22 protein-coding genes are annotated in these 23406 nt (G+C 72.0%); 12 read left to right on the top strand and 10 right to left on the bottom strand.

Annotated features, from left to right (window positions below; translation table 11 throughout):
- Positions 1-100: 100 nt before the first annotated feature.
- The 3 genes from B0E54_RS07355 to B0E54_RS32610 are packed head-to-tail and all read left to right on the top strand — an operon-like array spanning position 101 to position 3833.
- The gene (locus B0E54_RS07355; protein ID WP_234582502.1) at positions 101-1132 is read left to right on the top strand and encodes a pectinesterase family protein; all 1032 of its coding nucleotides are present in this window, start codon (positions 101-103) and stop codon (positions 1130-1132) included.
- Positions 1129-2562 carry a cellulose binding domain-containing protein gene (locus B0E54_RS07350; protein ID WP_234582501.1) on the top strand — a complete coding sequence of 478 codons (1434 nt, stop codon included), beginning with the start codon at positions 1129-1131 and terminating at the stop codon, positions 2560-2562. The genes B0E54_RS07355 and B0E54_RS07350 overlap by 4 nt, the downstream gene beginning before the upstream one ends.
- A 35-nt stretch (positions 2563-2597) precedes the next feature.
- A complete protein-coding gene (locus B0E54_RS32610; protein ID WP_305076121.1) occupies positions 2598-3833 on the top strand; it encodes a cellulose binding domain-containing protein in 1236 nt (411 codons plus the stop codon).
- Between the two features lie 80 nt (positions 3834-3913).
- Here the strand turns inward: B0E54_RS32610 and B0E54_RS07330 are convergent, their stop codons facing one another.
- The gene (locus B0E54_RS07330) at positions 3914-4594 is read right to left on the bottom strand and encodes a hypothetical protein (RefSeq protein WP_234582500.1); all 681 of its coding nucleotides are present in this window, start codon (positions 4592-4594) and stop codon (positions 3914-3916) included.
- Between the two features lie 117 nt (positions 4595-4711).
- Between B0E54_RS07330 and B0E54_RS07325 the strand changes: the two genes are divergently transcribed.
- Complete coding sequence (locus B0E54_RS07325; protein WP_234582499.1) at positions 4712-5122, top strand: hypothetical protein; 411 nt, start codon at positions 4712-4714, stop codon at positions 5120-5122.
- A 51-nt stretch (positions 5123-5173) separates the two neighbouring features.
- Here B0E54_RS07325 and B0E54_RS07320 read toward each other — a convergent pair whose 3' ends face one another.
- Positions 5174-6127, bottom strand: a complete 954-nt coding sequence (locus tag B0E54_RS07320) for a hypothetical protein (RefSeq protein WP_234582498.1) — start codon at positions 6125-6127, stop codon at positions 5174-5176.
- 259 nt (positions 6128-6386) lie between these two features.
- Here B0E54_RS07320 and B0E54_RS07315 point away from each other — a divergent pair, with 259 nt between their 5' ends.
- Entirely contained in the window at positions 6387-6812 is a 426-nt protein-coding gene (locus tag B0E54_RS07315) for a hypothetical protein (RefSeq protein ID WP_234582497.1), read from the top strand.
- A 31-nt stretch (positions 6813-6843) separates the two neighbouring features.
- On the opposite strand, the gene B0E54_RS07310 is transcribed toward B0E54_RS07315, so the two are convergent.
- Complete coding sequence (locus tag B0E54_RS07310; RefSeq protein WP_234582496.1) at positions 6844-8400, bottom strand: NAD(P)/FAD-dependent oxidoreductase; 1557 nt, start codon at positions 8398-8400, stop codon at positions 6844-6846.
- A 169-nt stretch (positions 8401-8569) separates the two neighbouring features.
- On the opposite strand from B0E54_RS07310, the gene B0E54_RS07305 reads away from it, so the two are divergent.
- From B0E54_RS07305 to B0E54_RS07290, 4 genes are all read left to right on the top strand, one after another.
- Complete coding sequence (locus tag B0E54_RS07305; protein ID WP_234582495.1) at positions 8570-9835, top strand: hypothetical protein; 1266 nt, start codon at positions 8570-8572, stop codon at positions 9833-9835.
- A 33-nt stretch (positions 9836-9868) separates the two neighbouring features.
- On the top strand, positions 9869-10309 hold the full coding sequence (locus tag B0E54_RS07300; protein ID WP_234582494.1) for an EVE domain-containing protein: 441 nt from the start codon (positions 9869-9871) through the stop codon (positions 10307-10309).
- A gap of 78 nt (positions 10310-10387) precedes the next feature.
- The gene (locus tag B0E54_RS07295; protein WP_234582493.1) at positions 10388-10960 is read left to right on the top strand and encodes a GNAT family N-acetyltransferase; all 573 of its coding nucleotides are present in this window, start codon (positions 10388-10390) and stop codon (positions 10958-10960) included.
- Positions 10961-11002: 42 nt separating this feature from the next.
- Positions 11003-11416 carry a type II toxin-antitoxin system Phd/YefM family antitoxin gene (locus B0E54_RS07290; protein ID WP_234582492.1) on the top strand — a complete coding sequence of 138 codons (414 nt, stop codon included), beginning with the start codon at positions 11003-11005 and terminating at the stop codon, positions 11414-11416.
- Between the two features lie 51 nt (positions 11417-11467).
- Here the strand turns inward: B0E54_RS07290 and B0E54_RS07285 are convergent, their stop codons facing one another.
- The 7 genes from B0E54_RS07285 to B0E54_RS07255 form a co-directional block, all read right to left on the bottom strand.
- The gene (locus B0E54_RS07285) at positions 11468-12598 is read right to left on the bottom strand and encodes an ABC transporter ATP-binding protein (protein ID WP_234582491.1); all 1131 of its coding nucleotides are present in this window, start codon (positions 12596-12598) and stop codon (positions 11468-11470) included.
- Positions 12599-12606: 8 nt separating this feature from the next.
- Complete coding sequence (locus B0E54_RS07280; RefSeq protein ID WP_234582490.1) at positions 12607-13422, bottom strand: ABC transporter permease; 816 nt, start codon at positions 13420-13422, stop codon at positions 12607-12609.
- Complete coding sequence (gene modA / locus B0E54_RS07275; RefSeq protein WP_374109252.1) at positions 13419-14201, bottom strand: molybdate ABC transporter substrate-binding protein; 783 nt, start codon at positions 14199-14201, stop codon at positions 13419-13421. The genes B0E54_RS07280 and modA overlap by 4 nt, the downstream gene beginning before the upstream one ends.
- Complete coding sequence (locus tag B0E54_RS07270; protein WP_234582489.1) at positions 14198-14614, bottom strand: molybdopterin-binding protein; 417 nt, start codon at positions 14612-14614, stop codon at positions 14198-14200. Before B0E54_RS07270 ends, modA begins: the two co-directional genes overlap by 4 nt.
- Positions 14615-14747: 133 nt before the next feature.
- On the bottom strand, positions 14748-15140 hold the full coding sequence (locus B0E54_RS07265; protein WP_234582488.1) for an SCO5389 family protein: 393 nt from the start codon (positions 15138-15140) through the stop codon (positions 14748-14750).
- A 117-nt stretch (positions 15141-15257) separates the two neighbouring features.
- A complete protein-coding gene (gene smpB / locus B0E54_RS07260; RefSeq protein ID WP_234582487.1) occupies positions 15258-15749 on the bottom strand; it encodes an SsrA-binding protein SmpB in 492 nt (163 codons plus the stop codon).
- Positions 15750-15774: 25 nt separating this feature from the next.
- Positions 15775-18030: a hypothetical protein gene (locus tag B0E54_RS07255; protein ID WP_234582486.1), complete on the bottom strand. Its 2256-nt coding sequence runs from the start codon at positions 18028-18030 to the stop codon at positions 15775-15777.
- Positions 18031-18179: 149 nt separating this feature from the next.
- On the opposite strand from B0E54_RS07255, the gene B0E54_RS07250 reads away from it, so the two are divergent.
- From B0E54_RS07250 to B0E54_RS07240, 3 genes are all read left to right on the top strand, one after another.
- Positions 18180-19838, top strand: coding sequence for an FAD-dependent oxidoreductase (locus tag B0E54_RS07250; protein ID WP_234582485.1), 1659 nt, complete (start codon positions 18180-18182; stop codon positions 19836-19838).
- 55 nt (positions 19839-19893) lie between these two features.
- The gene (locus tag B0E54_RS07245; protein WP_234582484.1) at positions 19894-21333 is read left to right on the top strand and encodes an ATP-binding protein; all 1440 of its coding nucleotides are present in this window, start codon (positions 19894-19896) and stop codon (positions 21331-21333) included.
- Between the two features lie 107 nt (positions 21334-21440).
- Positions 21441-23378 (top strand): ABC transporter ATP-binding protein, encoded by a 1938-nt coding sequence (locus B0E54_RS07240; RefSeq protein WP_234582565.1) that lies wholly within the window; start codon positions 21441-21443, stop codon positions 23376-23378.
- Positions 23379-23406: the final 28 nt, after the last annotated feature.

Below are 23406 nucleotides of genomic sequence, written 5' to 3'. Positions count from 1 at the left end.
ACGTTAACTTAACTCCGTCGTCCGCCGGTCGACATGATCTCCGGCGGAGGCCCGCTGAGATCGGAGAACGCTCATGACCACACCCGGCAGGGTTCTTCGCGTGCGCTCGGTGGCGGTGGTGACCGTGTGCGCTCTCGCGGCCGCGGTCTCGACGGCCTCCGCCGCGTCCGCCTCCGCCTCCATCACCGTGGCCGCCGACGGCAGCGGCAACTACACGACCGTGCAGGCGGCGATCGACAGTGTCGCGGCGAACAACAGCGTTCCGGTCACCATCACCATCAGACCCGGCACCTACCGGGGCGTGGTCACCATTCCCGCCAACAAGCCCTACCTCACCCTGGTCGGCGCGGGCAGCTCCGCCGCCCAGGTGGTGATCGTCGAGGGGCACGCATCCGGCCAGACCAAGCCCGGTGGCGGCACGTACGGCACGTCCGGCAGTGCCTCGGTCTTCGTCAACGCCAACGACACCACGATCAGCAATCTGACCATGTCGAACGACTTCAACGAGGCCGCCAACACCCTCGACGCCGAGCAGGCCGTCGCCGTCAACACCTCCGGCGACCGGGTGCAGTTCGACAACGTCCGCATCCTCGGCAACCAGGACACCCTCCTGGTCAACGCGCCAAGTGTCAGCTCGGTCCGGCGTCTCTACGTCCGTAACTCCTACGTGGAGGGTGACGTCGACTTCATCTTCGGGCGGGGCACCATGGTGTTCCAGAACGGCACCGTGCACTCGCTCACCCGGAACTCGTCGTCGAACAACGGCTACATCACCGCAGCGGCCACCGACATCAACAACAAGTTCGGCTTCCTGTTCTGGGGCACCACCCTGACCAGCAACGCTCCCGCCAGGACCGTCTATCTGGGCCGGCCCTGGCACCCCAGCGGCGACGTCAACGCCCGCGGTCAGGTCCTCTACCGGGGCGTCGCGATGGGCGCACACATCCGCACCGACCCCTGGACCGACATGTCCGGCTTCTCGTGGCGGACCGCCCGGTTCGCCGAGTACAGCAGCACCGGGGCCGGCGCCGGCATCAACGCCAACCGTCCCCAGATGAGCGCCTCCACCGCCACCCAGTACACGCCCACCGCCTACCTGGCGGGTAACGACGGCTGGAACCCCATCCGATGACGAAGATCCGTTCCCTGCGTACCGCGGCCCTCATCGCAGTCGCCGCCGGCGTGCTCGCCGCAGGTCTGCCGGCTCTCAACGCCGAGGCCGCGGTCGGTGACGGCACACCTGCCGACTCGAACATCAGCTTCGTCGGCCGGTGGAACAAGACGAACGCCTCGGCCTACGTGCCGTACTGGGCCGGCGCGTACCTGCGGGTCGGGTTCACCGGTAGGACCGTGAAGCTCCGGCAGCGCAACACCATCCAGCTGTGGGCCAGCATCGACGGTAGGGCGTTCACGTCGTTCACCGGCTCCGGCACGATCAACCTGACGCCGACCGCGCTGGCGGCCGGCAACCACACGTTGATCGTCAGTTACCGGCAGGTGGCCGGCTCCTACACCGGTGACGCGGTCTTCCAGGGGCTGATCCTGGAGTCGGGCGCGGCCACCTTCGCACCACCGGCCCGCCCCAAGCTTGTCGAGTTCGTCGGTGACTCGATCACCGCGGGCGCCACGAGCAGTCAGCTCGCCGTGACGGACTACGGCTTCAAGGTCGGTGAGAGGCTCGGCTACGACCACACCCAGATCGCGATCGGTGGCATGTGTCTGGCCGAGACGACCGACGGGTGCTGGGCGCAGGAGACCCGCTACTGGATGTCGTCCGGTGGCCAGGCCGGCACCGACCCGTGGGACTTCTCCCGCTACACGGCCGACGGCGTGGTGATCAACCTGGGGACCAACGACAAGAGCCATGGCGTGAGCGCCACGGCCTTCCAGGCGACGTACACGACCTTCCTCACGCGGATCCGGGCCCGGTTCCCGAACGCCAAGCTCTTCGCCATGCGGACGTTCATCGGTCGTTATGCCGCCGAGACGGAGGCGGCGGTGCGGGCACGCAACGCCGCTGGTGACGCCAACGTGTTCTACGTGGACACCACCGGCTGGCTGCCGTCCGGCGGTCTGAGCGACTCGGTGCACCCGAACGACGCGGGCCACCAGGCCATCACCGACCGGCTGGCCCCGATCCTCAGCGCACGACTGACCACAACCCCGGACCCCACGACTCCGGCCCCCACGAGCCCGGACCCCACGACTGCGCCGACCACAGCTGCGCCTACCGCACCCGCGGGCGGGGACTGCGCCCTCACCTACCGCAAGACCGGTGACTGGGGTACGGGTGCCCAGTTCGACGTGACGCTCAGCAACACCTCCACCGTGCCGGTCAACGGTTGGACGCTTACCTGGTCCCTGCCCGGCAGCCAGCGGATCACGCAGTCCTGGAATGCCACAGTCACCCAGTCCGGCAGTGCGGCCACCGCGGTGAACGCCGCCTGGAACGCGGTGATCCCGGCCGCCGGTTCGACGAGCTTCGGATTTGTCACCGACAGCCCGCTCGGCGGAGCGACCGGTTTCGCCCTCAACGGCTCCCCGTGCGCCGCCGCCACCTGACGGCGGGCATCTCCGATCGAGGCAGGAGTAACCCGATGAAGGTTGGCCGATCGCGTCTCGTGGTCCTGGCGGCAACGGTCCTGACCGTCGCGGCCGGCGGGCTCGGCATCGCCACCGCCCAGGCCGCCGCCCCGGCGTGCGGTGTCGCCTATCGGGTCACCAGCGAGTGGACCGGCGGATTCGGAGCCGATGTCGTCGTCACCAACCTCGGTGACGCGGTGACCAGTTGGACCCTGGGTTGGAGTCTCGCCCCCGGGCAGGGTGTGACGCAGGCGTGGAACGCCACAGTCACGGTCACCGGCACGGCGGCGACCGCGACCAACGTGAGCTACAACGGTGCCGTCGGTTCCGGCGCATCGGTCAACTTCGGCTTCACCGGCTCGTGGAGCGGCAGCAACCCGGTGCCGTCGTCGTTCTCGTTCAACGGCGTCACCTGCGCCGGCCCACCGGCCGCGACCCCCACCGCACCGACGCCGACGCCGACACAGACGCCGAGGCCAACGCCCTGCCCCGAGCCGAGCACACCGCAGGCGACCCCTTCCACGTCATCGCCACCCGCGCCGATCAGGGTGTGGATGGCCGGCGACTCCACGATGATGAATGCCAGTTCCTGTCCGATCGGCTGGGGCAGTCAGTTCGCGTCCTACCTCACCTCGAACGTCACCGTGCAGAACAGCGCCGTCGGCGGTCGCAGCATCCAGACGTGGCTGTACGAGGGCAACGTGACCTCCACCAAGAACTCGGCCGGCGAGTGCACGCTCAGCTCGACCGCCTACAGCGCGCGGTGGTCGGCGATGCTGGACACCGCCAACGGCTTCAAGACCGGTGACTATCTGATCGTCCAGTTCGGCATCAACGACGGCGACTCGGCCTGCCCGCGACACGTCGGCAGCAACCGCTTCAAGGAACTGCTCGGCGTCATGGCGACTGCCGCCAAAGCCAGAGGGGTGAAGCCGATCTTCGTCACCCCGGTCGCGGCGATCACGTGCAGCGGCGGCACCGCCGTCGGCAATCGCGGTTTCGTCACCGAGACGACTGCCGCGGCCGCGGCCAACGGCGTACCGGTCATCGACCTGCATGCCAGGAGCGTGGCGCTCTACAACACGCTCCGGCTGTGCCCGAACAACGGTGACTACTCGACGGGCGCGGTCGGCGCGTTCTTCTGCAACGACCACACCCACTTCGAGGCCGCCGGCGCCAGACAGATCGCCGGCCTGATCGCCACCGCCCTCCGGGCGCAGAACATCCCGCTCGCCGCCTACCTGAAGTGACGCCACACCTCCCGCAGCGCTAGCCGACGACGGGAGCCAGCCGACTCCAGGTAATCAATTCGTCAATTCGGGGCCTGACGTCACGCTGCCGCGCTCGGATATCCAATCGCGGCGATATCCTCGCGCAGCAGGTCAACTGTCATGTGCGGGTTCAGGGCCTGGACGACGGCGTCGGTGAGTGGACCGTACGTGACGACGTGCTCGACCACCCTCGGATCCACCTCGATCTCGTAGTAGTCCTCGGCGAACTCGACGTACCGGTCGACGATGTCGTCGAGCAGGATCTCGAGCAGGCCGGCGCCGTCCGGGTCGTTGTCGCCATGCGGTCCACGGAGCGGGGGGAACGTGATGCCTTCGCCGGCGTGCCAACGGTCATCACTGGAGAGCCGCCACAGCACAGCGGTGGCGACGAACAGGCCCTCTTCGTCGCCGAACGCCGGCTCCTCGATCAGCGGACGGAACGCGGCCGGGATGCCGTCGAGGAGCCCGGTCCACAGCTCGTGGTGCGGATCGCGGTGGGGACTCATCGCCGACTCGTGGTCGAACACGCGGATGAACGCGCCCGCAGTGGTGAACACGATCGTCCACTCATCGCCGCTACCGTTGTCCATCAGCGCCGCTTCGTCGTCACCCCACCCTTGGGTGTAGGCGTAGTAGGGCTCGCCACCGTCGATGATGCGCTCCAGCACGGCGAGTGCCTTGCAGCGGTCCCGCAGCACCTCGATCGGGGGCAGTGTGGCGGCGATGTCGTACACGGTCACCCGGTGAACCTACGCCCAGTCAACGCCGGCGCTCGTCGGTGGAGTCCGACGCCGCCGCCAACGGAGCGCGACGACTCGGGCAACGCGCCGCAGCGCCGGATGAGAGAGGATGCGCCGGTGCGTCACCAGCATCACGTCTTCCACAACCCGCCGCCATCAACACCGGACGAGGTACGCACCGCGCTCGACCGCGGCGACCTGTCGGCCGCGCTGGACGCCATGGTCGGCACCGCCCTGTGCGGCGACGGGGACTGGCGGGAGCTGCAGGAGCTGCACCTTCGGTTGCTCGAACACGACGATCGCCAGGTCAGTGCGCTCGCCGCGACGTGCCTGGGGCATCTGGCGAGGGTCCACCGTCAACTGGATGAGCGCCGGGTGGTCGCCGCGCTGCGCCGAGCCCGGGCGCTGCCCCACCTCGCCGGTACCGCCGGTAACGCGCTGGAGGACATCGAGGTCTTCCTCCACCCGCGGCGCGCACGGATGCGCGGACGGGTGTGGAGGGCGATCCGCCCCTGGACGTGGCTCTGAGTCGAACGCGGAAGCGCCACCACCGACCCGTGGTGGAACCCCATCGGGCCCTCAACTCTGCTGGTAGTTCACCGCCGCGAACCCGCACGGCTGGTGCAGGTGCAGGTAGTAGGCGCCCTCGCCGTATTCGTCCAGATCGGCGCCGGCGATCAGACCCACGTAGTCCATCGGTTCAGCGCAACCGGGGCAGTCGGCGTGCTCGGCGTCCTGGATCCACTCGGGCCGGCCGCCCAGTGTCGATCCACCCTGGTTCCAGGCGCTGACCTGGTACGGGCTCGCCAGGGCCTGACCGAGGACCGGGGTCAGCGTCGTAGGTTCCTCCGGTTCGTCGGCGTCCGGGAGGTAGCTCGGGCGGGCGTTGCCGGCCCACCAGGTGGTGTCACCGGCCGGAGTGACGTGGCTGTACAACGTCGTGTAGCAGGCGCAGAAGTGGCAGGTCTCGATCACCAACCGCCCGGACCACCCGGTGTGGGCCAGCGCCGCGGCGACGGCGGCATCGGTGGTGTCGAGGTCTGCGGCAACCCACAGCGGCGAGGCGCACCAGGGGCAGCCGGGCTGATCGGGGCCGGGCGCTGTTTCGCGCAGGACCCACCGGTACGCGGTGTCCCCGCACAGGTCCCGTCGCCGGCCGTCCGAGCCGACCGCCCAACCGCCCTCGTGGGCGTAGCTGAGCGTATCGACGTGCAGTTCGCCCGAACCCGCGGGAGGCTGCGCCGTCCAGCGACGCAGTGCACTCTCGGCGTACGGGTGAGCACTGTGCGCCAGGACCATGAGCAGGTGGTTGAGCCGATCGGGCGTGCGGCCGCTGTCGACCTGCTCGACGACCCGACGGACCACGTCGACGTCCGCAGCGCGGTACAACTTCGCCGGGTACAGCACATCGAGGTCGAGCAGGAGACCCAGGTGCGGGGTCAGCCTTCGGGGGTCGGTGTCCGCGATCGCGCACAACTCCTCGATCGCGTCGTCGTCCTCGGCGCCAGCACGTCTGATCAACTCCTCGATCACGACAGGATGGTAGCCACGCCGATCCGTACGCCATCCAACGGATCGATGTCCTGACCGGTGCGGACCACACGCGGTGACCGCGACGGCGCTCCACCGGGACCGAGTGGCGGTAAGGCAGACCGATCCAAGGGAAGTCTGCAGATCAGTGAATGGCCGATGATGAGCCACCGTCCACATCGGCTTCGTTCAGCGACGGTCCGACTGCTACCGTCCAGCACCGGAGTGACGATCATGGTGAATGCCGGGGGAGTTGACGTGGATGCGTAGGAAGCCGAGTACGCGGTTGGCGAGTGCCCTGGTCATGGTGCCGACGACAGTGGCCCTCGTGCTGGTCGGGACCGCCTCGGCGGCGTCGGCGGCCACGGGCACGCCGAGCGGTGCGCCGCCGGCGGCCAACGGTGTCGACGTGTGGTGCGTGTCGACGACCGGCGCCAAGGCGTGCTTCGCCGCGTACGGGGACCGGGTCTGGGTGAAGGACACCAAGGCGAACGGCGCGTCGGCCGCCGGCACGATCCAGGGACCGGACTGGAGTCGGCAGTGCATCAACAGCAGCGGAGCTGACGCCGGCTGGGTCATGTGCAACTTCGACGTGCCGGAGTACGACGAGGGCCTGCTGTGGGCCGTTAACAACCCGTTCATCGGCAACGAGAGCAGCACGAAGATCTACACCAGCGGCCCGATCTGACGCTGGAGTCCGCGTAACGGGCCCCGGTCCGTCAGACCAGGGGCGCCTGCGCGGATCGGCCGCCGTCGTCGGCTGCGCGGACGCCCTCGGGAGCGGCGATCGGGGCGGTGACGATCCGGCGCGGCAGCACCGGCGCGTCGCGGCCGGTGCCCCGCCGACCGTTTCCGGTCGACTGCTCGTGGTAGTCCTGCTCCACGTTGACCGACCAGACGTCGTGCGTGGCGCCGGTGGCGATGTTCTCGACGGTCAGCATCGCGGTGAGCATCGAGTGGTCCTGGTTGTTGTAGCGGTGCATGCCGTTGCGCCCCACCGGGTGCACGTTCGGCACGGCCTCGGCCAGCCAGGCCCGGATCACGTCCACGTTGTGCTGGTAGCGCTCGTCGTACACCGGGTAGGCCTTGGGCATCCGCACCACGTGCCCGGCCTCGACCACCCCCGGGCGGACCAACCCCAACCGTTCCAGCTCTGCGGTGGCCAGGGCCACGAGGTCGGCGTCCGGGGTACGCCACATCTCGTCGTCCTCGAACACGAAGTACTCCAGGCCCAGGCAGGTGCGCCCGTCCTTGACCAGGTAGGGCGACCACGAGCCGAAGTTCTGGATCCGGCCCACCCGCACCGCCGGGTCGTGTACGTAGATCCAGTTGTCCGGGAACGAGAACTCGGCCGGCACCACCAGGGCGACCGTCAGGAAGTCGCGGTAGCGCAGGTCGGCGGCGCAGGCCAGCACCTCCGGGGGCGCCGGCGGACGCAGCGCGGCGACCAGCTCCGAGATCGGCATCGACGAGATCACGTCGTCGGCCGGCTCGGTGCGCTGCCCGCCCGCGCCGTTGAGCGTCACGCTGATCGCCCGTCGTCGTTTCGGGTCGCGGTTCACGGCGGTCACCCAGGTGCCTGTCGACACCTCCCCGCCGCGCCGACGCACCTCCTCGGCGCAGCGCTCCCACATCATCCCCGGCCCGTACTTCGGGTACTGGAACTCCTCGATCAGGCTGGTCACGTCGGTGCGGCGGCGGCGGGGCAGCACCGCGTTGCGGATCGCCGTCGCCAGCGACAGGTTCTTGATCCGCTGCGCGGCCCAGTCGGCCTGCAACCGATCCGCCGGCATGCCCCAGACCTTCTCCGTGTACGTCTTGAAGAAGATCGAGTACAGCCGCCAGCCGAACCGCGCCGACACCCAGCCCTCGAAGTGCGACTGGTCCTTCGGCGGGCGCAGGCGGGCCCGGGCGTACGAGCCCAGGCAGCGCACCGCCTCCGGCAGCCCCAGGTTGCGCAGGGCGTTCGTCGCGCTCAGCGGGTAGTTGAACAGGGCCCCCCGGTAGAAGATCCGGCTCATCCGGGGTCGGGTCAGGAAGTCCTCGTCGGGCAGGATCTCGTGCCAGAACGCCTCCACCCGGGGCACCTTGGTGAAGAACCGGTGCCCGCCGATGTCGAAGCGCCACCCGTCGCGCTCCACGGTCCGGCTGATCCCGCCGACCACCTCGTCGGCCTCGAAGACCCGGACGGACCGCCCGTGTCGAAGCAACTCGTACGCCGCGGTGAGCCCCGCGGGCCCCGCGCCGATGACCACCGTGCCGTGCTGCTCGCTCATGCCGCCGTACTCCCTGCCGATGGTTGAGGCGCGGCGCGTACCCGTTATGCCCGGGATGTCACCTGCCGGTCGTGGTCGTTTCGCTCCGGCGGGGCGCATCGGGGCGTACAACGAAAGGGGCGGCACCCCCACGCGGCGGGTGGGTCGGCGGACCGGGGGAGCGGGGCGGATGCACCGGTGGCGAAACGGCCGGCGGCACGCAGCGATTCTGGCTGCCCGGCCCGCCGGGGTGGCGTGGGCGGCCCGGCTGGCCGGTACGGCCGGGGCGGGCGCGCGGCTGGCCCGGCGCGTGCCGGCGCCCTGGCCGTACCTCATCGGGCTCTTTCTCGGCGCGAAGCTGCTGCTGACCCTGCTCGGCCTGCTGGTCCTGCATGCCTGGGACGGCATCGGAGGTGCGCCGCCGCCGGACGAGGCGATGATGTGGGCGCAGCAGCGGGAGGTCTCCGGCCATCGGTGGATCTCCTTCTGGTTCGCCTGGGACGCGCTGCTCTACCTGCGGCTGAGCGAGCTGCCGCTGACCGGGCGGCCGTGGGGGGACTTCGGCTTCCCGCTGCTCTACCCCTTCCTCGCCCGGCCGGTCGGCGCGCTGCTCGGCGGCGACAACGCGCTGGCCCTGCTGCTGATCAGCAACGTCGCGTTCCTGGGGGCCCTGGTGTACGGCTACCGGCTGGCCGAGCTGCTGCTCGGCGACCCGGACGCGGCCCGTCGGTTCACCCGCTACCTGGTGCTGCTGCCGACGGCCTTTCTGTTCCAGGCCGCGCTGACCGAGTCGCTGTTCGTCTGCCTCGCGCTGGCCGCGTTCTACTACGCCGAGCGACGGCGGTGGCTGCTGGTCGGCGTGCTCGGCTACTTCCTGGCGATGAGCCGGTCCCTCGGGCTGCTCGTCGCGTTGCCGCTGGCGCTGGTGCTGCTGCGCCAGCACGACTGGCGGCTGGGCCCGCGCGCCCTGCTCGGATACCTGCGGATCGGCTGGCCGTTGCTGCTGCTGCCCGCCGGATGGTTCACCTTCATGGCGTTCTGCCGGTGGCGCGGCGGGGACTGGTTCGCCTACCAGCACGCCCAACGGGTCGGCTGGGGGATCACGATGCAGAACCCGGTGCCGGTGGTGGTGGACGCTCTGGCCGGCGAGCCGCGCGACGCCGGACGGGTCCTCTTCGCCCTGGTCGTGCTGGCCGTGCTGGTCGCCGGGTTCCGTCGCCGTGAGCTGCCGTATCTGGTCTACGGCGTGCTCATGATCCTGGTGCCGCTGTCGATGGGCCCGGCGGTCTACAAGAGCCTGCTGCGCTACCTGCTGGCCGTGTTCCCGGTGGCCCTGGTGCTGGCCCGCTGGGCCCGTTCCGCCGGTGTCGACGTGTGGCTGACGGCGGCCCTCGCCGTGGTGCAGGGTGCGCTGTTCGTGCTCTGGCTCACCTACTGGACCCACATGATCATCTGATTGGAGGGCCGCCGGCCGGGGCAGGATGAGGCGATGACCGAGCCACGGGTGCGCCTCGACGATCTCGGCGCCTGGCTGATCAAGGGCAACGCCGACACGGTCGACCTCACCGCCCGGTTCGCCCGCGAACCGCTGGTGACGAGCTGGTGCGTACGCCCCGGCTACCGGGCCCGGCTGATGCGCGCCGGGCAGCCGGTGGTCTTCTGGGCCAGCGGCAGCCGCGCCCGACTGCCGTACGGGGTGTGGGGCGTCGGGCGGGTCACCGGGGTGGCCGAGCCGGGGCCACCGGAGCGACAGTGGTCGGTGCCCCTGGACCTGCCCATCCTCCCCGAGCGCGAGCGGGTGCCCCGGCAGGCGTTGCGCGCCGACGATCGGCTCGCCGCCCTGGAGGTGTTCCGGCAGCCGCAGGCGGCCAACCCCTCGTACCTGACCGTGGCCCAGTTCGCCGCCCTGCGGACGTACCTGCCGGTCTGAGGCCCGGTCGGGGCGAGCCGGCGGACCTGTGCGAGCCTGCTACCCGTCGTCGTGCACCCAACTGTCCCGGGAGGCCCGGTGTTCGCCCTGCCGCTGACCGACGAGGTCGAACTGCGCCCGCTGGAGCCGTGGCGGGCCGAGGAGTTCCTCGCCCACCTGGACCGGGCCCGCGAGCACATCCGCCCCTGGGTATCGCCGACCTTCGTCGCCACCGACCTGCCGTCGGCCCGCGCGGTGCTGCAGCGCTACGCCGACCGCTGGGCCAGCGACAGCGGAGGCATCTGGGGACTGTGGCGGCACGGGACCCTGGTCGGCGGGGTCATGTTCGTGTCGTTCGACGTCACGCTTGGCGTCTGCGAGGTCGGCTGCTGGCTGGAGCCGGACGCGCAGGGGCGGGGTCTGATGGCCCCCGCGATCCACCGCATCGTCGACTGGGCGGTCCGCGAGCGCGGCATCCAGCGGGTCGAGTGGCGCACCGACGCGGCCAACACCCGCAGCATCGCCCTGGCCCGGCGCCTCGGCCTGCGCCACGACGGCACCCTGCGCCAGGTCCACCCGAGCCCACGCGGGCGCATCGACCTGGAAATCTGGTCGGTGCCGGCCGACGAGTGGCTGGCCCGGCCCACACCGGCGCCGCCCACCGTCCACTGACGACTGCGGATTTCTGTCGTACCCGGGCGGCACCATGCATTCATGGCCGTCCCCGCGCTCACCCCCGGATCCGACCCGCCGCGTTCCGTGCCGCTGCGTGAGGCGCGCACCCGGTTCAGCCAGCTCGTCGCGTTGGCCGAGCTGACCGACGCCGTCACCGTCGTCACCCGCGACGGCGACCCCCGCCCGATCGCCGCGATCGTTCCCGCAGCCGCCGCCCGCAGCGGCGCGCAGGCTCGCGCCGACGGCGACCGGCTCGCCGCGGTCACCGCCGGTTGGGCCCGCCGGCTCGACGAGCAGCACCGTCGCAGCAGCCAGCGGCACGCCGCCGAGCTGGGGGCGGTCCGCGCGGCGCTGGCCGAGGTGTGGGCCGAGCTGGACCGCCGCGTCGTCCCGGGCAGCGACCCGGCGCTGTCCCGGCTACGCGCCGCGCACGCCGACCTGCTCACCGACTGACCGCCGCTCGTCGCGGGCCGTCGCCGACCCCGGCAGCATGCAGCGCGGGTGTCAGGTCGTGGCCGGGTAGGCGTGGGTCTCGGTGGCCTTGACCGCGACCCAGACCCGCTGGCCGGGGATCAGCCGCAGGTACGCCGCGGCGGCCGGCGTGACGTCGGCGGCCACGCCGATCGGCCCGTCCACCTGCACGCGCACGTTGTCGCCGTGGCGCTGCACGCCCGCCACGGTGCCCGCCCAGGTGTTGCGGGGGCTGCCGTCGGGCCGGGCCGGGTGCAGGGCCACCGCCGCCGGGCGGAACGCGACGAACGCGTCCCCGTCGAGCCGGTCGGCCACGCTGAGGGTCAGCTCCGGCGTGACACGTACCGCGTGACCCTGTGCCCGGCCCCGGTAGAGGTTCAACCCGACCAGCCGGGCCACGTAGTCGGTGCGCGGGCGGGCGGTGACGCTCGGGCCGTCGCCCTCCTGCACCACGCGCCCACCCTCGACGATGACCAGGCGGTCGGCCAGCGCCAACGCGTCGAGCGGGTCGTGGGTGACCAGCACCGTGGCGCCCGGGTGCGCGGCCAGGTGGCGGTGCAGCTCCGCGCGGGTGTCCAGGCGGGTGCGGGCGTCCAGGGCGGCGAGCGGCTCGTCGAGCAGCAGCAGCGACGGCCCGACGGCCAGTGCGCGGGCCAGCGCCACCCGCTGCGCCTGCCCGCCGGAGAGCTGCCGGGGCCGGCGGTGCGCCTGGCCGGCCAGGCCCACCCGGTCGAGCCAGTCCCGGGCCGTGGCCCGCGCCGTCCGCCGGTCGACGCCGTGCCGGCGCGGCCCGAAGGCCACGTTGTCCAGCGCGTCGAGGTGCGGAAAGAGCAGGTAGTCCTGGAAGACCACGCCGATCGGGCGGCGTTCGGTGGGCACCCAGCCCCGGCTCGCCGGCCGATCCAGGTCGACGCCGCTGAGGGTGACGTGCCCGGCCGTGAGCGGGTGCAACCCGGCCAGCGCGCGCAACGCGGTGGTCTTGCCGGCGCCGTTCGGCCCGAGCAGCGCGACGACCTCGCCCGACGCGACCCGTAACGGCACGTCCAACCGGAAGGAGCCCCGGTCGACGACGAGCCGGGCGTCGAGCAGCGGCGCGGGCCCGGCCTCGTCGTCCCGCGGCGCGGGTCCGGCAGCGTCCAGCGGCGCGGTTCTGGTCTCGTCCATCGGCGCGGTCACGGGCTGGCCAGCCAGCGGTCCCGCAGCGCGGCCAGGATGCCCACCGAGACGATCAGCAGCACCAGACTGAGCACGATCGCGGACTCCAGGTCGGTCTCCAACGCCAGGTAGACGGCCAGCGGCATCGTCTGCGTACGCCCGGGATAGTTGCCGGCGAAGGTGATGGTGGCGCCGAACTCGCCGAGCGCCCGCGCCCAGCACAGCACCGCGCCGGCGGCCAGACCCGGTGCCACCAGGGGCAGCGTGACGTGGGTGAAGGTGGTCCACCGCCCGGCGCCGAGCGTCGCGGCCGCCTCCTCGTAGCGGTGGTCAGCGGCGCGCAGCGCACCCTCGACGGCGATGACGAGGAACGGCATGGCGACGAACGCCTCGGCCAGCACCACACCCGCGGTCGTGAACGGCAGGGTGACGCCGAACGTCGCGTCGAGCCAGCCGCCGAGCAGCCCGCGCCGGCCGAAGACCAGCAGCAGCGCCACGCCGCCGACGACCGGTGGCAGCACCAGTGGCACGGTGACCAGGGCGCGGACCAGCCGGCGGCCGGGAAACTCGACCCGGGCCAGCAGCCAGGCCAGCGGCACCCCGAGCAGCAGGCAGAGCCCGGTGGCCAGGGTCGCGGTCTGCACCGACAGTCGCAGCGCGGTCAGCGCCCCCGGCGCGGTGAGCCGTTGCGGCAGCGTCGTCCACGGCGCCCGGACCACCAGCCCGGCCAGCGGCAGGACGAGGAAGAGCAGGCCCAGCCCCGCCGGGATCAGCAGCGCCGCCGGCACCCGCCCCCGTCGGCGCGGCACGACACGGGCAAGGGCCTGACTCACGGCGCCTGGAACCCGGCCCCGGCGAGGACCGCCTGTGCCGGCGTCGAGCGGACGTACGCGACGAAGGCCCGCGCGCCGGCCGGATTCGGCGCGTCCTTCAGCGCGACGATCGGATAGTCGTTGACCGCCCGCGCCGACTCGGGAAACTCGACTCCGGTCACGTCGGCGCTCGCCGCGCGGGCGTCCGTGCGGTAGACCAGGGCCGCGTCGACCTCGCCGAGCTTCACCTTGGCGAGCGCCCCCTTGACGTCCTGCTCCAACGTGACCGGGGTCAACGCGACGCCGGCCGCGGTCAGGGCGGTTCGTGCCGCCGCGCCGCACGGCACCTGGTCGGCGCAGAGCGCCACCTTCACCCCCGGACGGGCCAGATCCGCCAGCCCGGTCACGCCCCGCGGATTGCCGCCGGGCACCGCGATCACCAACTGGTTGCGGGCGAAGACGCTCGGTGTGCCCTCGGCGTTACCGGCCTCGGTCACCGTCGCCATGTTCTTCTGCGCGGCCGAGGCGAAGACGTCCGCCGGGGCGCCCTGGTTGATCTGATTGGCCAGGGCGGAGCTGCCGGCGAGGTTGAGGGTGACGGTGACGCCCGGGTTGGCGGCCTCGAAGTCGCTGACGATCCGGGTGAACGACTCGGTCAGCGAGGCGGCGGCGAACACGGTCACCGTGCCGGTGACCCGGCCGTCGGCGTCGTCGCCCGCCGGGTCGTCGCCTCCGCCGCAGCCGGTCAGTGCCAGTACGGCGATCGCCGTCAGCGTCGCCAGCACGCTCCGGCCGCTCACCCGCCGACCCTCGCCCGGGTGGGCGTGGCCCGCTCCACCACCACTGTCGTCGACTTGATCACCGCGACGGCCATCGACCCGACCTGGAGGTCGAGATCGTCCACCGCCTCCCGGCTCATCAGCGACACGACCCGGAACGGGCCGGCCTGGATGTCCACCTGAGCCATCACCGTGTCCTTGCGGACGTCGACGACGATGCCGCGCAGCCGGTTGCGGGCGGAGGAGAACTCCGCTCCCGCGTCTGGGTCGGCGGCGTGCGAGCGGGCGAACGCCGCGAGGTCGACGCCGTCGATGACGCGGTGGCCGTGCTCGTCGCGCCCGGCGGGCAACCGCCCGGCGTCCACCCAGCGGCGGATCGTGTCGGCGCTGACGCCGAGCAGGTCGGCGGCCTCGCCGATGCGGAACATCGTCACCGGGCCACCCTAGCCCCCGCAGATGCGGGCAGGAAGCCGGCACTGCGCTCGTTTCTGCGTACGAGAGGGGGCTTCTCGTGCCGCACCTGCGGCGGGACGGGCCGGTCCGGGCCCGTCCCACCGCGGGCGGGGGTCAGCAGTTGCGTAGTCCGGGGGACTGGTTCAGCAGTTGGCCGCGGGTCGACACGAAGCGGCGGTAGCGCTCCCCGTCGACGGCCGACGGTCGGAACGCGGCGACGCGGTGGCAGTTCTGAAAGGCCAGCCGGACACCGAAGTGTCGCTCCAAGCCGGCGCGGATGGCGTCGCTCGCGAGTGCCCGCAACAGCTGACCCCGATCCTCGTCGGTGGGTGGCGGGACGGTGTTGTCGGCCAGGTCGGCGTCGCGGGCGTCGAGGTCGGCCACCACCCGGCTGACGGTGGCCCAGGCGTACGGCAGGGAGTCGCGGACGCAGGCGATGAACTCCTCGTCGTCGACGGGGCCGCGCTCGGCGGCGTGCAGCAGGGCTGGCGGGACAGTGAGCGACATGATTCTCCTCCGCATTCGGAAACGACTACCGTTTTCATTAACGGCGTTGAAGTGAGCACACCACGCCCTGCCGACGTCGTCAACGGTGGCGCGGCGTGCCGCGCGGAGACATGCCGATCAGGGGCGGCGGGGGTGGCCCTTCAGGTGCCGGCCCAGCTCCCTGGCGATCTCGCGGTTGGCGTCCCGCTCGGCGAGGGTCTGGCGCTTGTCGTACGCGCGCTTGCCCTTGGCCAGGGCCAGCTCGACCTTGGCCCAGCCGTTGTCGAAGTACATCGACAACGGCACCAGCGTCACCCCGCCCTCGCGAACCTTCTCCAAAATCCGGCTGATCTCGGAGCGGTGCAGCAGCAGCTTGCGGTTGCGGCGCGGCGCGTGGTTGGTCCACGTGCCGTAGCTGTACTCGGCGATGTGCAGCCCGTACAGCACGATCTCGCCGTCGCGTTCGTGGGCGAACGCGTCGACAAGCGACGCCCGCCCCTCGCGCAGCGACTTCACCTCGGTGCCGACCAGCACGATGCCCGCCTCGTACGTGCGCAGCACGGTGTACTCGTGCCGGGCCTTCTTGTTCGAGGCGATCAGTCGACGCTCGGGCTGCTTGGACGGGCTCACCCGGCGACGATATCCGGCCGCCGCCTCAGTCCGTCGTCCGGCGCTGTGCGCGCAGCCGCCCGGCCAGGTCCCGCACCGCCTGCGTGAACTCCTCCTGTGACTCGCACGGCCAGTGGCCCAGGATCGGCGGCGGCACGCTGTCGCTGGGCGGCGGCATCACGCCCTGCGGGTCGGTCAACCGGCGGTCCACCGCCGTCTCCGGCCCGGTGAGCGTTCCGGTGTCCCCGGGCCGGTGCGGAGCGAACATCCACCCGCCGATCGGGTCGGTGTCGCGCCACAGGTTCACCCAGCGCCAGCCGACGCGCTCGCCGATCTCCCGCAGCGACGACTCGTCGACGTAGGCGGGGAACAGGCGCGAGTACAGCCGGCTCAGCGGCGACCCGTAGGTGAGCAGGGCGACCCGGTCGGTGACCCGCGGCGGCAGTTGCAGCAGCGTGGCCGCGAGCAGCACCGAGCCGTGGCTGTGCCCCGCCAGCAGCACCCCCGCGCCCTGGTCCACGAGGTAGGTGATCCGCTTGGTCAGCTCCGGCACGGCCCGCTCGGCGTAGCAGGGTGGAGCGAAGGGGTGCGCCCCCCGGGGCCAGAAGGTGCCCAGGTCCCACAGAACGCCCACGTACCGGCGGAACCCGGCCGTCCGGTACGCGAAGATGCCGCCGATCACGAGCCCGACCAGGATCGCGGCGATCGTGTAGCTGCCCGCCCCGATGAGGAAGTTGACGAAGCTGTCGGGCACACCGACGTACTGCTCGAACACGTCCCCGGGGTAGATCTGGAGCAGGCCGAGGAAACTGGTGGCCAGTCCTAGCGCGGCGGAGCCGGCGTAGACGACGGTGAGGGGCTCCAGCCGTTCGGTGAACCGGGCCCGCGCCACCGCCTGCTCGACCCGGCGCAGCCGCGCCCCCGCCTCCGGCGGTGCGTCCGGGAAGTCGGCGGCCACGATCGCCCGCGCGGCCCGCCACCGGCTGGGACGGGTCGCCACGGTTGCCACCACGCCCACCAGCAGCGCGGCCAGCACTGCCAGGAAAAACCCGAAGATCGCCCACTTGTACGCCAGTGGCGGGCTGAAGGCTTCCGGCGCGGTGGGCCCGCCGCCGCGGTCCAACACGTCGGCAACCCGGTAGACCAACTCGGCGGAGAACGCCACCGCGAGCCCGGCGGCGATCGTGACGAACACCGGAGAGCCCAGCGCGCGCAGCCGGGAAAGCCGCTTCCCGTCGGCGCGTCGCCTACTGCCGCGCACCCAGATCACCACCGCCGCGAGGATCACCAGCAGGACGGTCTGGCTGACGAACAACCAGGCCACGGTGGCGCTGTAGCCGGGCAGCATCCTGCTCTGCGGCCACGGCTCGCGGCTGGTCAGGGTGTACGCGATCACCAGGATCGTCAGGCCGCAGGCGATCGTGCGCAGCCCGCGCGTGGCCGCCTCCAGCCGGGGCACCGGGCTGGGGCGGTCCATGCCCCGCACCCTCGTCAGCATCACCACGCAGGTGAGCAGAACGGCCCCGGTCGCCACCGCCAGCGTTGCCCGCACCAACGACTCGTTCTCGCTGTCCCAGGCGGCGAGCAGGCTGCCGTCCAGCGTCGCGAACGCGGCCGCGACGTGCACCGAGCGCAGCCGTCCCACCACCGGGGTCCCGTCCCACTGGCCGACCGCGCTCAACTGCTGGACGGAGGTCTCCTGGGTCGCCCCGGTGCGAAAGGCGTCGAACGAGTGGCTCGGGCGCGCGCCGAGCCACCACACGATCCCGATCGCGGCGACCGGTGCCAGGGCGGACACACCCAGCCGTACCCCGGGCGGACGCCCGCCGAGCCAGGACAGCCAGTTCCGTCCGGCCGTGCAGGCCGGCGTGCCCATGCAGCGCCAGGCGATGAGGTCCACCGCCATCCCGACGATGGAGAGCACGTAGAGCATCGTCAGGGTGAGCGCGAGCACCCGACACAGCGCGACGATCACGTGTTTCCCCGGCAGGCTCTCCGGGCGCATCCAGAGCGCCACGTTGCAGAGCATGAACGGCAACAGGAACACCAGCGACAGCGTCCGTACGGCCGTACCGGACGGCAGGTCGCTCCAGCGGTACGCCTCCAGCGTCACCCCGTCCGTACCGGTCGAGTCCGGGTAGCCCGGTCGGGGGCGGAAGAACCCGCCGCTGCGGTCCCCGGCGACCTGGTGCACGTACGGCCGGTTGAGGACCTGGTCGGCGCCCGCCCCGGAGACGCCGTGCACCCGCAGCTCCACGACTCGACCCGACGTCGTCGGTTCGGTCGGCGACGCGTCCGTCATCAGCCCCCCGGAGGTGTGCGACCGCCGGCGGGTCGGCGGTCGCACACCGCCCGCGGCGGTGCCGCTTACCCGTCCCGGACCTTCTCACGCCTGCGTCGGTGCCCACGCGGTGGTGCGACCGGGCCCTGCGGGGTGGTTCTATTGGCGCCATGGCAAACCCGGTGATCCTGACCGTCGACGACGATCCCGCGGTGTCCCGCGCCGTGGCCCGGGACATCCGGCGCCGCTACGGCGACCGTTACCGGGTGCTGCGGGCCGCCTCCGGGCCGGAGGCGCTGGACGCGCTGCGGGAGGTCAAGCTGCGCGGCGAGCAGGTGGCGCTGCTGCTGGCCGACCACCGGATGCCGGAGATGACAGGCGTCGAGTTCCTCGAAGCCGCGATGGACATCTTCCCCGCCGCGCGCCGGGTGCTGCTCACCGCGTACGCCGACACCGACGCGGCGATCGAGGCGATCAACGTGGTCGACCTGGACCACTACCTGCTCAAGCCGTGGCACCCGCCGGAGGAGAAGCTGTACCCGGTGGTCGACGGCCTGCTGGAGGCGTGGTCGGTCACCCCGGACGCGACGAGCGTCGAGATCCGGGTCGTCGGGCACCGCTGGTCGGCGCCGTCGTTCAAGGTCCGCGACTTCCTGGCCCGCAACCTCGTGCCGTACCGCTGGTTGTTGTCCGACGACCCGGAGGGCGCCCGCCTGCTCGACGCGGCCGGGGCCACCGAGGCGGACGTACCCCTGGTGGTGACCGCCGAGGGCAAGGCCCTGGTGGCCCCCAACGAGACCGAGCTGGCCGCGCTGGCCGGGTTGACAGTGGTGCCGGCGTCCGACTTCTACGACCTGGTGGTGATCGGCGGCGGTCCGGCGGGCCTGGGCTCGGCCGTGTACGGCGCGTCGGAGGGGCTGCGCACCGTGCTCGTGGAGCGGCGGGCGACCGGCGGGCAGGCCGGGCAGAGCAGCCGGATCGAGAACTACCTGGGTTTCCCGGACGGCGTCTCCGGCGCGCAGTTGACCGACCGGGCCCGACGGCAGGCGGTGAAGTTCGGCGCCGAGCTGCTCAGCGCCCGGGAGGTGGTCGGCCTGAGCGAGGCCGGCGGGGCCCGGCTGCTGCGTTTCGGCGACGGCAGCGAGATCGCCGCGCACACGGTGGTGCTGGCCACCGGGGTCTCCTACCGGGTGCTCGACGCGCCCGGCCTGGCCGACTTCACCGGCCGGGGGGTGTTCTACGGTGCCGCCGCCACCGAGGCGCCCAGCTGTGTCGACCAGGACGTCTACATCGTGGGTGGGGCCAACTCGGCCGGCCAGGCCGCCGTGCACTTCTCCCGGTACGCCGCCCGCGTCCACCTGCTGATCCGCGGCGCGGACCTCACGGCGTCGATGTCGCGGTACCTGATCGACCAGCTGGAACGCATCGACCGGATCACCGTGCACCCGCACACGGCGGTCGTCGGCGCAGGCGGGCAGGGCCACCTGCAACAGCTCAACCTCTGCGACACCCGCACCGGGCAGGCCCGCACGGTCGACACCTCCTGGCTGTTCATCTTCATCGGCGCCGAGCCCCGCACGGACTGGCTCGACGGCGTGCTCGTCCGCGACGGGCGTGGCTTCATCGTCACCGGCCCGGACCTGTTGAGCGGTGGCCGGCGCCCGGCCGGGTGGTCGCTGTCGCGCGACCCGTACCACCTGGAGACCAGCGTGCCGGGGGTGTTCGCCGCCGGAGACGTCCGTGCCGAGTCGGTCAAGCGGGTCGCCTCGGCCGTCGGCGAGGGCGCGATGGCCGTCTCGCTCGTGCACCGTTACCTGGAGGCCCAGTGAGCGCGAGGAGTGAGCCGGTTCTGCGAGCCCCGCAGTCGCGAACGAAGGAGACCCGATGACCATCCCGTCGGAGCGGGCGACGCCCGCGCAGCTGCGTGCCCTGTTCCTGTTCGAGGCGCTCGACGACGAACAGCTCGACTGGCTGGTCGAGCACGGCCGGGTGGAGCAGCGGGCCGGCGGCACCCTCGTGTACGGCGAGGGGGAGGCCGCCACCTGCTTCTTCGTGCTGCTGCGCGGCGCGGTGGCGTTGAGCCGTCAGGTCCGTGGCGACGACGTCGAGGTCAGCCGGACCGACCAGCCCGGGGTGTACGGCGGCGCCACCCAGGCGTACCTGGGTGACCAGGTCGAGCAGACCTACCGCAACAGTCTGCGGGCGGTGGTCGACTCGGACTTCTTCGTGCTGCCGGCGGAGGACTTCGCGTACGCCCTGCGGTCCTGGTTCCCGATGCCGATGCACCTGCTGGAGGGGCTGTTCTTCGGCATGCGGGACAGCCAGACCATCGTCGGCGAGCGGGAGCGGCTGCTGGCGCTCGGCTCGCTCTCGGCGGGGCTGACCCACGAGCTGAACAATCCGGCCGCGGCGGCGGTGCGGGCCACGTCGGTGCTGCGCGACCGGGTCGCGGGGATGCGGCACAAGCTCGCGATGATCGCCGACGGTCGGCTCGACGGCCGGGCGCTGCACGGGCTTGTCGCGTTGCAGGAGGAGGCGGTGGCCCGGGTGGCGACCGCGCCGAAGTTGAGCCCGGTGGCCACCGCCGACGCCGAGGACGTCCTCACCGACTGGCTGGAGGAGCACGGGGTGGGCGGCGCCTGGGACCTGGCGCCCATCCTGGTCGGCGGGGGTCTCGACGCGGCCTGGCTCGCTCAGGTGAAGGCGGCCGTCGGCCCGGCGGACCTGGAGGCCGCGGTGCGGTGGCTGTCCTACACCGTCGACACCGAGCTGCTGATGCGGGAGATCGGCGACGCGGTGACCCGGATCTCGGGTCTGGTGGGCGCCGCCAAGCAGTACTCCCAGTTGGACCGCGCCCCGCACCGGGTGGTGGACGTGCACGACCTGCTCGACGCCACGCTTGTCATGTTCAAGGGCAAGGTCCCCGCCGAGGTCAAGCTCGTCCGGGAGTACGACAGGTCGCTCCCGCCGATCCCGGCGTACGCGGCCGAGCTGAACCAGGTGTGGACGAACCTGATCGACAACGCGTTGGGCGCGATGGGGGAGAAGGGCGTGCTGACCGTCCGCACCGGCCGGGTCGGCGAGCTGCTGGCGGTGGAGATCACGGACACCGGTCCCGGTATCCCGCCCGAGGTGCGTCCGCGCATCTTCGAGCCGTTCTTCACCACCAAGCCGGTCGGCGCCGGCACGGGTCTGGGGCTGGACATCTCGTACCGGATCGTGGTCAAGAAGCACCACGGCGACATCCGCGTGGAGACCGAGCCCGGGAACACCACGTTCCGGGTGCTGCTGCCGATCACCGAGGACGTCGCGCCGACTGTGTGAAACACCCGTACGACGCGCCGACTACCTAAAGACATCAGGCGGTCGCTGGCAGTAGTCTCGGGCGGCGTTCGTGCTTCCCGCCCCCCCGAGGAGCGTCCGTGGACTCGATGGCCCGCCCGCGCACCGCGCCCCACGACGACGACCAGCCGATCGACCCGCCCACTGACGGCTCCATGCTTCCCGAGCTGGAGGACGCCGCCTGGATGCACCACGCGAACACGTTCGCGCACACCAGTTTCTGGGCGGTGGCCCGCCGCCTGCCGAGGTTGGTGCGGGAGGCGGTGGCGCTGGCCTGGGCCACCAACCGCATGGACGCGGTCGCCTCCATCGGCCTGAACGTCGCCGCCGGCGTGATGACCACCTTCGGCCTGCTCGCCACGACAAGCGTGCTGCGGGAACTCTTCGCCGCCGGTCCCACCCCGGACCGGGTGCGCTCCGCCCTGCCGGCGCTGATCGTGGCCGCGGCGGCGGTCTCGGCGCGCGGCGGCCTGACGATCGCGGCCGGTTGGGCCCAGGCGCGACTCACCCCGCAGATCAACTACCAGGTGGAGCTGCGGCTGTTCGAGGCCACCACAGCCGTGGATCTGGCCGCGTTCGACGACGCCGGGTTCGCCGAGGAGATGGACCGGGTCCGCGACCGGGGGATGGGCGAGGCGGCGTGGATCGTCGACCACACCGTCAACCTGGTCACCGGCGTCGTCGGGATGCTCGCCACCGCCGTGGCGGTCACCGTCATCCAGCCGCTGCTGCTGCCGTGCCTGCTGCTCGCGGCCGTGCCCCAGGCGATCACGGCGGTGCGGATGGCCCGCCGGGAGTACCTGGCGATGCTGGCCCGGATCACCCGCCGCCGGCGGATGTGGATGCTCGCCCACCTGATGGCCAACCGGCACACCGCCGCCGAGGTGCGCGCCTACCAGATGCGCGACTTCCTGCTCGCCGAGTACCGCGCTGTGATGGCCGTCGAGACCCGCGCCCAACTGCGGCTGGTGCGCTCGCAGGCCGGCACCCGCGTGGCCGGCGCCAGCGTGGCGGGGCTGGCCACCTTCGGGGTGTACGCCGTGCTCGGCGGCCTGCTGCTGGCCGGCATGGTCGCCCTCGCCGCCGCGGCCACCGCCCTGCTCGCCCTGCAGTCCGCCCGGACCAGCCTGGGGGTCGCGGTCGTCGCCACCAACTCGCTGTACGAGGACGCCCTCTACTACCAGGACTACCGGGATTTTCTGACCCGGGCGCAGGGCCGGGTGCCCGTCGGCGGCGACCAGGTGGTCGACGGCGTCGAGACGATCGACCTGCACGAGGTGAGCCTGCGCTACCCCGACACCGACACGCCCGCGGTGGACCGGGTCAGCCTGACGATCCGACGCGGTGAGGTGATCGCGCTGGTCGGCGAGAACGGCTCCGGCAAGACCACCCTGGCCAAGTTGATCGCCGGGCTCTACCAGCCGACCGGCGGGACGATCCGCTGGGACGACGTCGACGCCGCCGAACTGGATCCGCGGGCGCTCGGCGCGCAGGTGGCCGTGATGACGCAGGAGTACTGGAAGTTCCCGTTCACCGCGGGGCAGAACATCCGCGTGGGCCGGCACGACCGTACGCCCGACCAACCCGGCCCCGACGTGCAGGAGGCCGCCGCGGCGGCCGCCGCCCACGACATGATCGTCGGTCTGCCGCACGGCTACGACACCCTGCTGGACCGGGAGTTCAAGAACGGTCACGAGCTGTCCGGCGGGCAGTGGCAGCGGCTCGTCGCCGCCCGTGGGCTCTACCGCGACGCCGCCCTGCTGATCTGCGACGAGCCGTCGGCGGCCCTGGACGCCCGCGCGGAACATGCCCTGTTCCAGCACCTGCGCCGTCGGCCCGACCGGGCGGTCGTCCTGATCACGCATCGGCTGGCCAACGTCCGGCACGCCGACCGGATCTTCGTCATGGACCGGGGTCGCCTCGTCCAGCAGGGCAACCACGACGAGCTGATGACGGCCGGCGGCCTCTACCGCGAGCTGTTCGAGTTGCAGGCCAGCGGCTACCGCGCCGGCGCCACAAACCACTGACCGTCCGTCCCGCCCGACACCACCTGCG

The sequence above is a fragment of the Micromonospora sp. MH99 genome (genome assembly GCF_021442385.1).
Lineage (GTDB): Bacteria > Actinomycetota > Actinomycetes > Mycobacteriales > Micromonosporaceae > Micromonospora.
Note: the sequence above shows the minus strand (reverse complement) of the source record. Positions and strands in the feature narration are given on the sequence as shown.

Bases quoted from the DNA above. Each gene is read 5' to 3' on its own strand.
- B0E54_RS07350 (WP_234582501.1), top strand. From the start codon at position 1,129: ATGACGAAGATCCGTTCCCTGCGTACCGCGGCCCTCATCGCAGTCGCC.
- B0E54_RS32610 (WP_305076121.1), top strand. From the start codon at position 2,598: ATGAAGGTTGGCCGATCGCGTCTCGTGGTCCTGGCGGCAACGGTCCTG.
- B0E54_RS07315 (WP_234582497.1), top strand. From the start codon at position 6,387: ATGCGTAGGAAGCCGAGTACGCGGTTGGCGAGTGCCCTGGTCATGGTG.
- B0E54_RS07310 (WP_234582496.1), bottom strand. From the start codon at position 8,400: ATGAGCGAGCAGCACGGCACGGTGGTCATCGGCGCGGGGCCCGCGGGG.
- B0E54_RS07305 (WP_234582495.1), top strand. From the start codon at position 8,570: ATGCACCGGTGGCGAAACGGCCGGCGGCACGCAGCGATTCTGGCTGCC.
- B0E54_RS07300 (WP_234582494.1), top strand. From the start codon at position 9,869: ATGACCGAGCCACGGGTGCGCCTCGACGATCTCGGCGCCTGGCTGATC.
- B0E54_RS07290 (WP_234582492.1), top strand. From the start codon at position 11,003: ATGGCCGTCCCCGCGCTCACCCCCGGATCCGACCCGCCGCGTTCCGTG.
- B0E54_RS07285 (WP_234582491.1), bottom strand. From the start codon at position 12,598: ATGGACGAGACCAGAACCGCGCCGCTGGACGCTGCCGGACCCGCGCCG.
- B0E54_RS07265 (WP_234582488.1), bottom strand. From the start codon at position 15,140: ATGTCGCTCACTGTCCCGCCAGCCCTGCTGCACGCCGCCGAGCGCGGC.
- B0E54_RS07255 (WP_234582486.1), bottom strand. From the start codon at position 18,030: ATGACGGACGCGTCGCCGACCGAACCGACGACGTCGGGTCGAGTCGTG.
- B0E54_RS07250 (WP_234582485.1), top strand. From the start codon at position 18,180: ATGGCAAACCCGGTGATCCTGACCGTCGACGACGATCCCGCGGTGTCC.
- B0E54_RS07245 (WP_234582484.1), top strand. From the start codon at position 19,894: ATGACCATCCCGTCGGAGCGGGCGACGCCCGCGCAGCTGCGTGCCCTG.
- B0E54_RS07240 (WP_234582565.1), top strand. From the start codon at position 21,441: ATGGCCCGCCCGCGCACCGCGCCCCACGACGACGACCAGCCGATCGAC.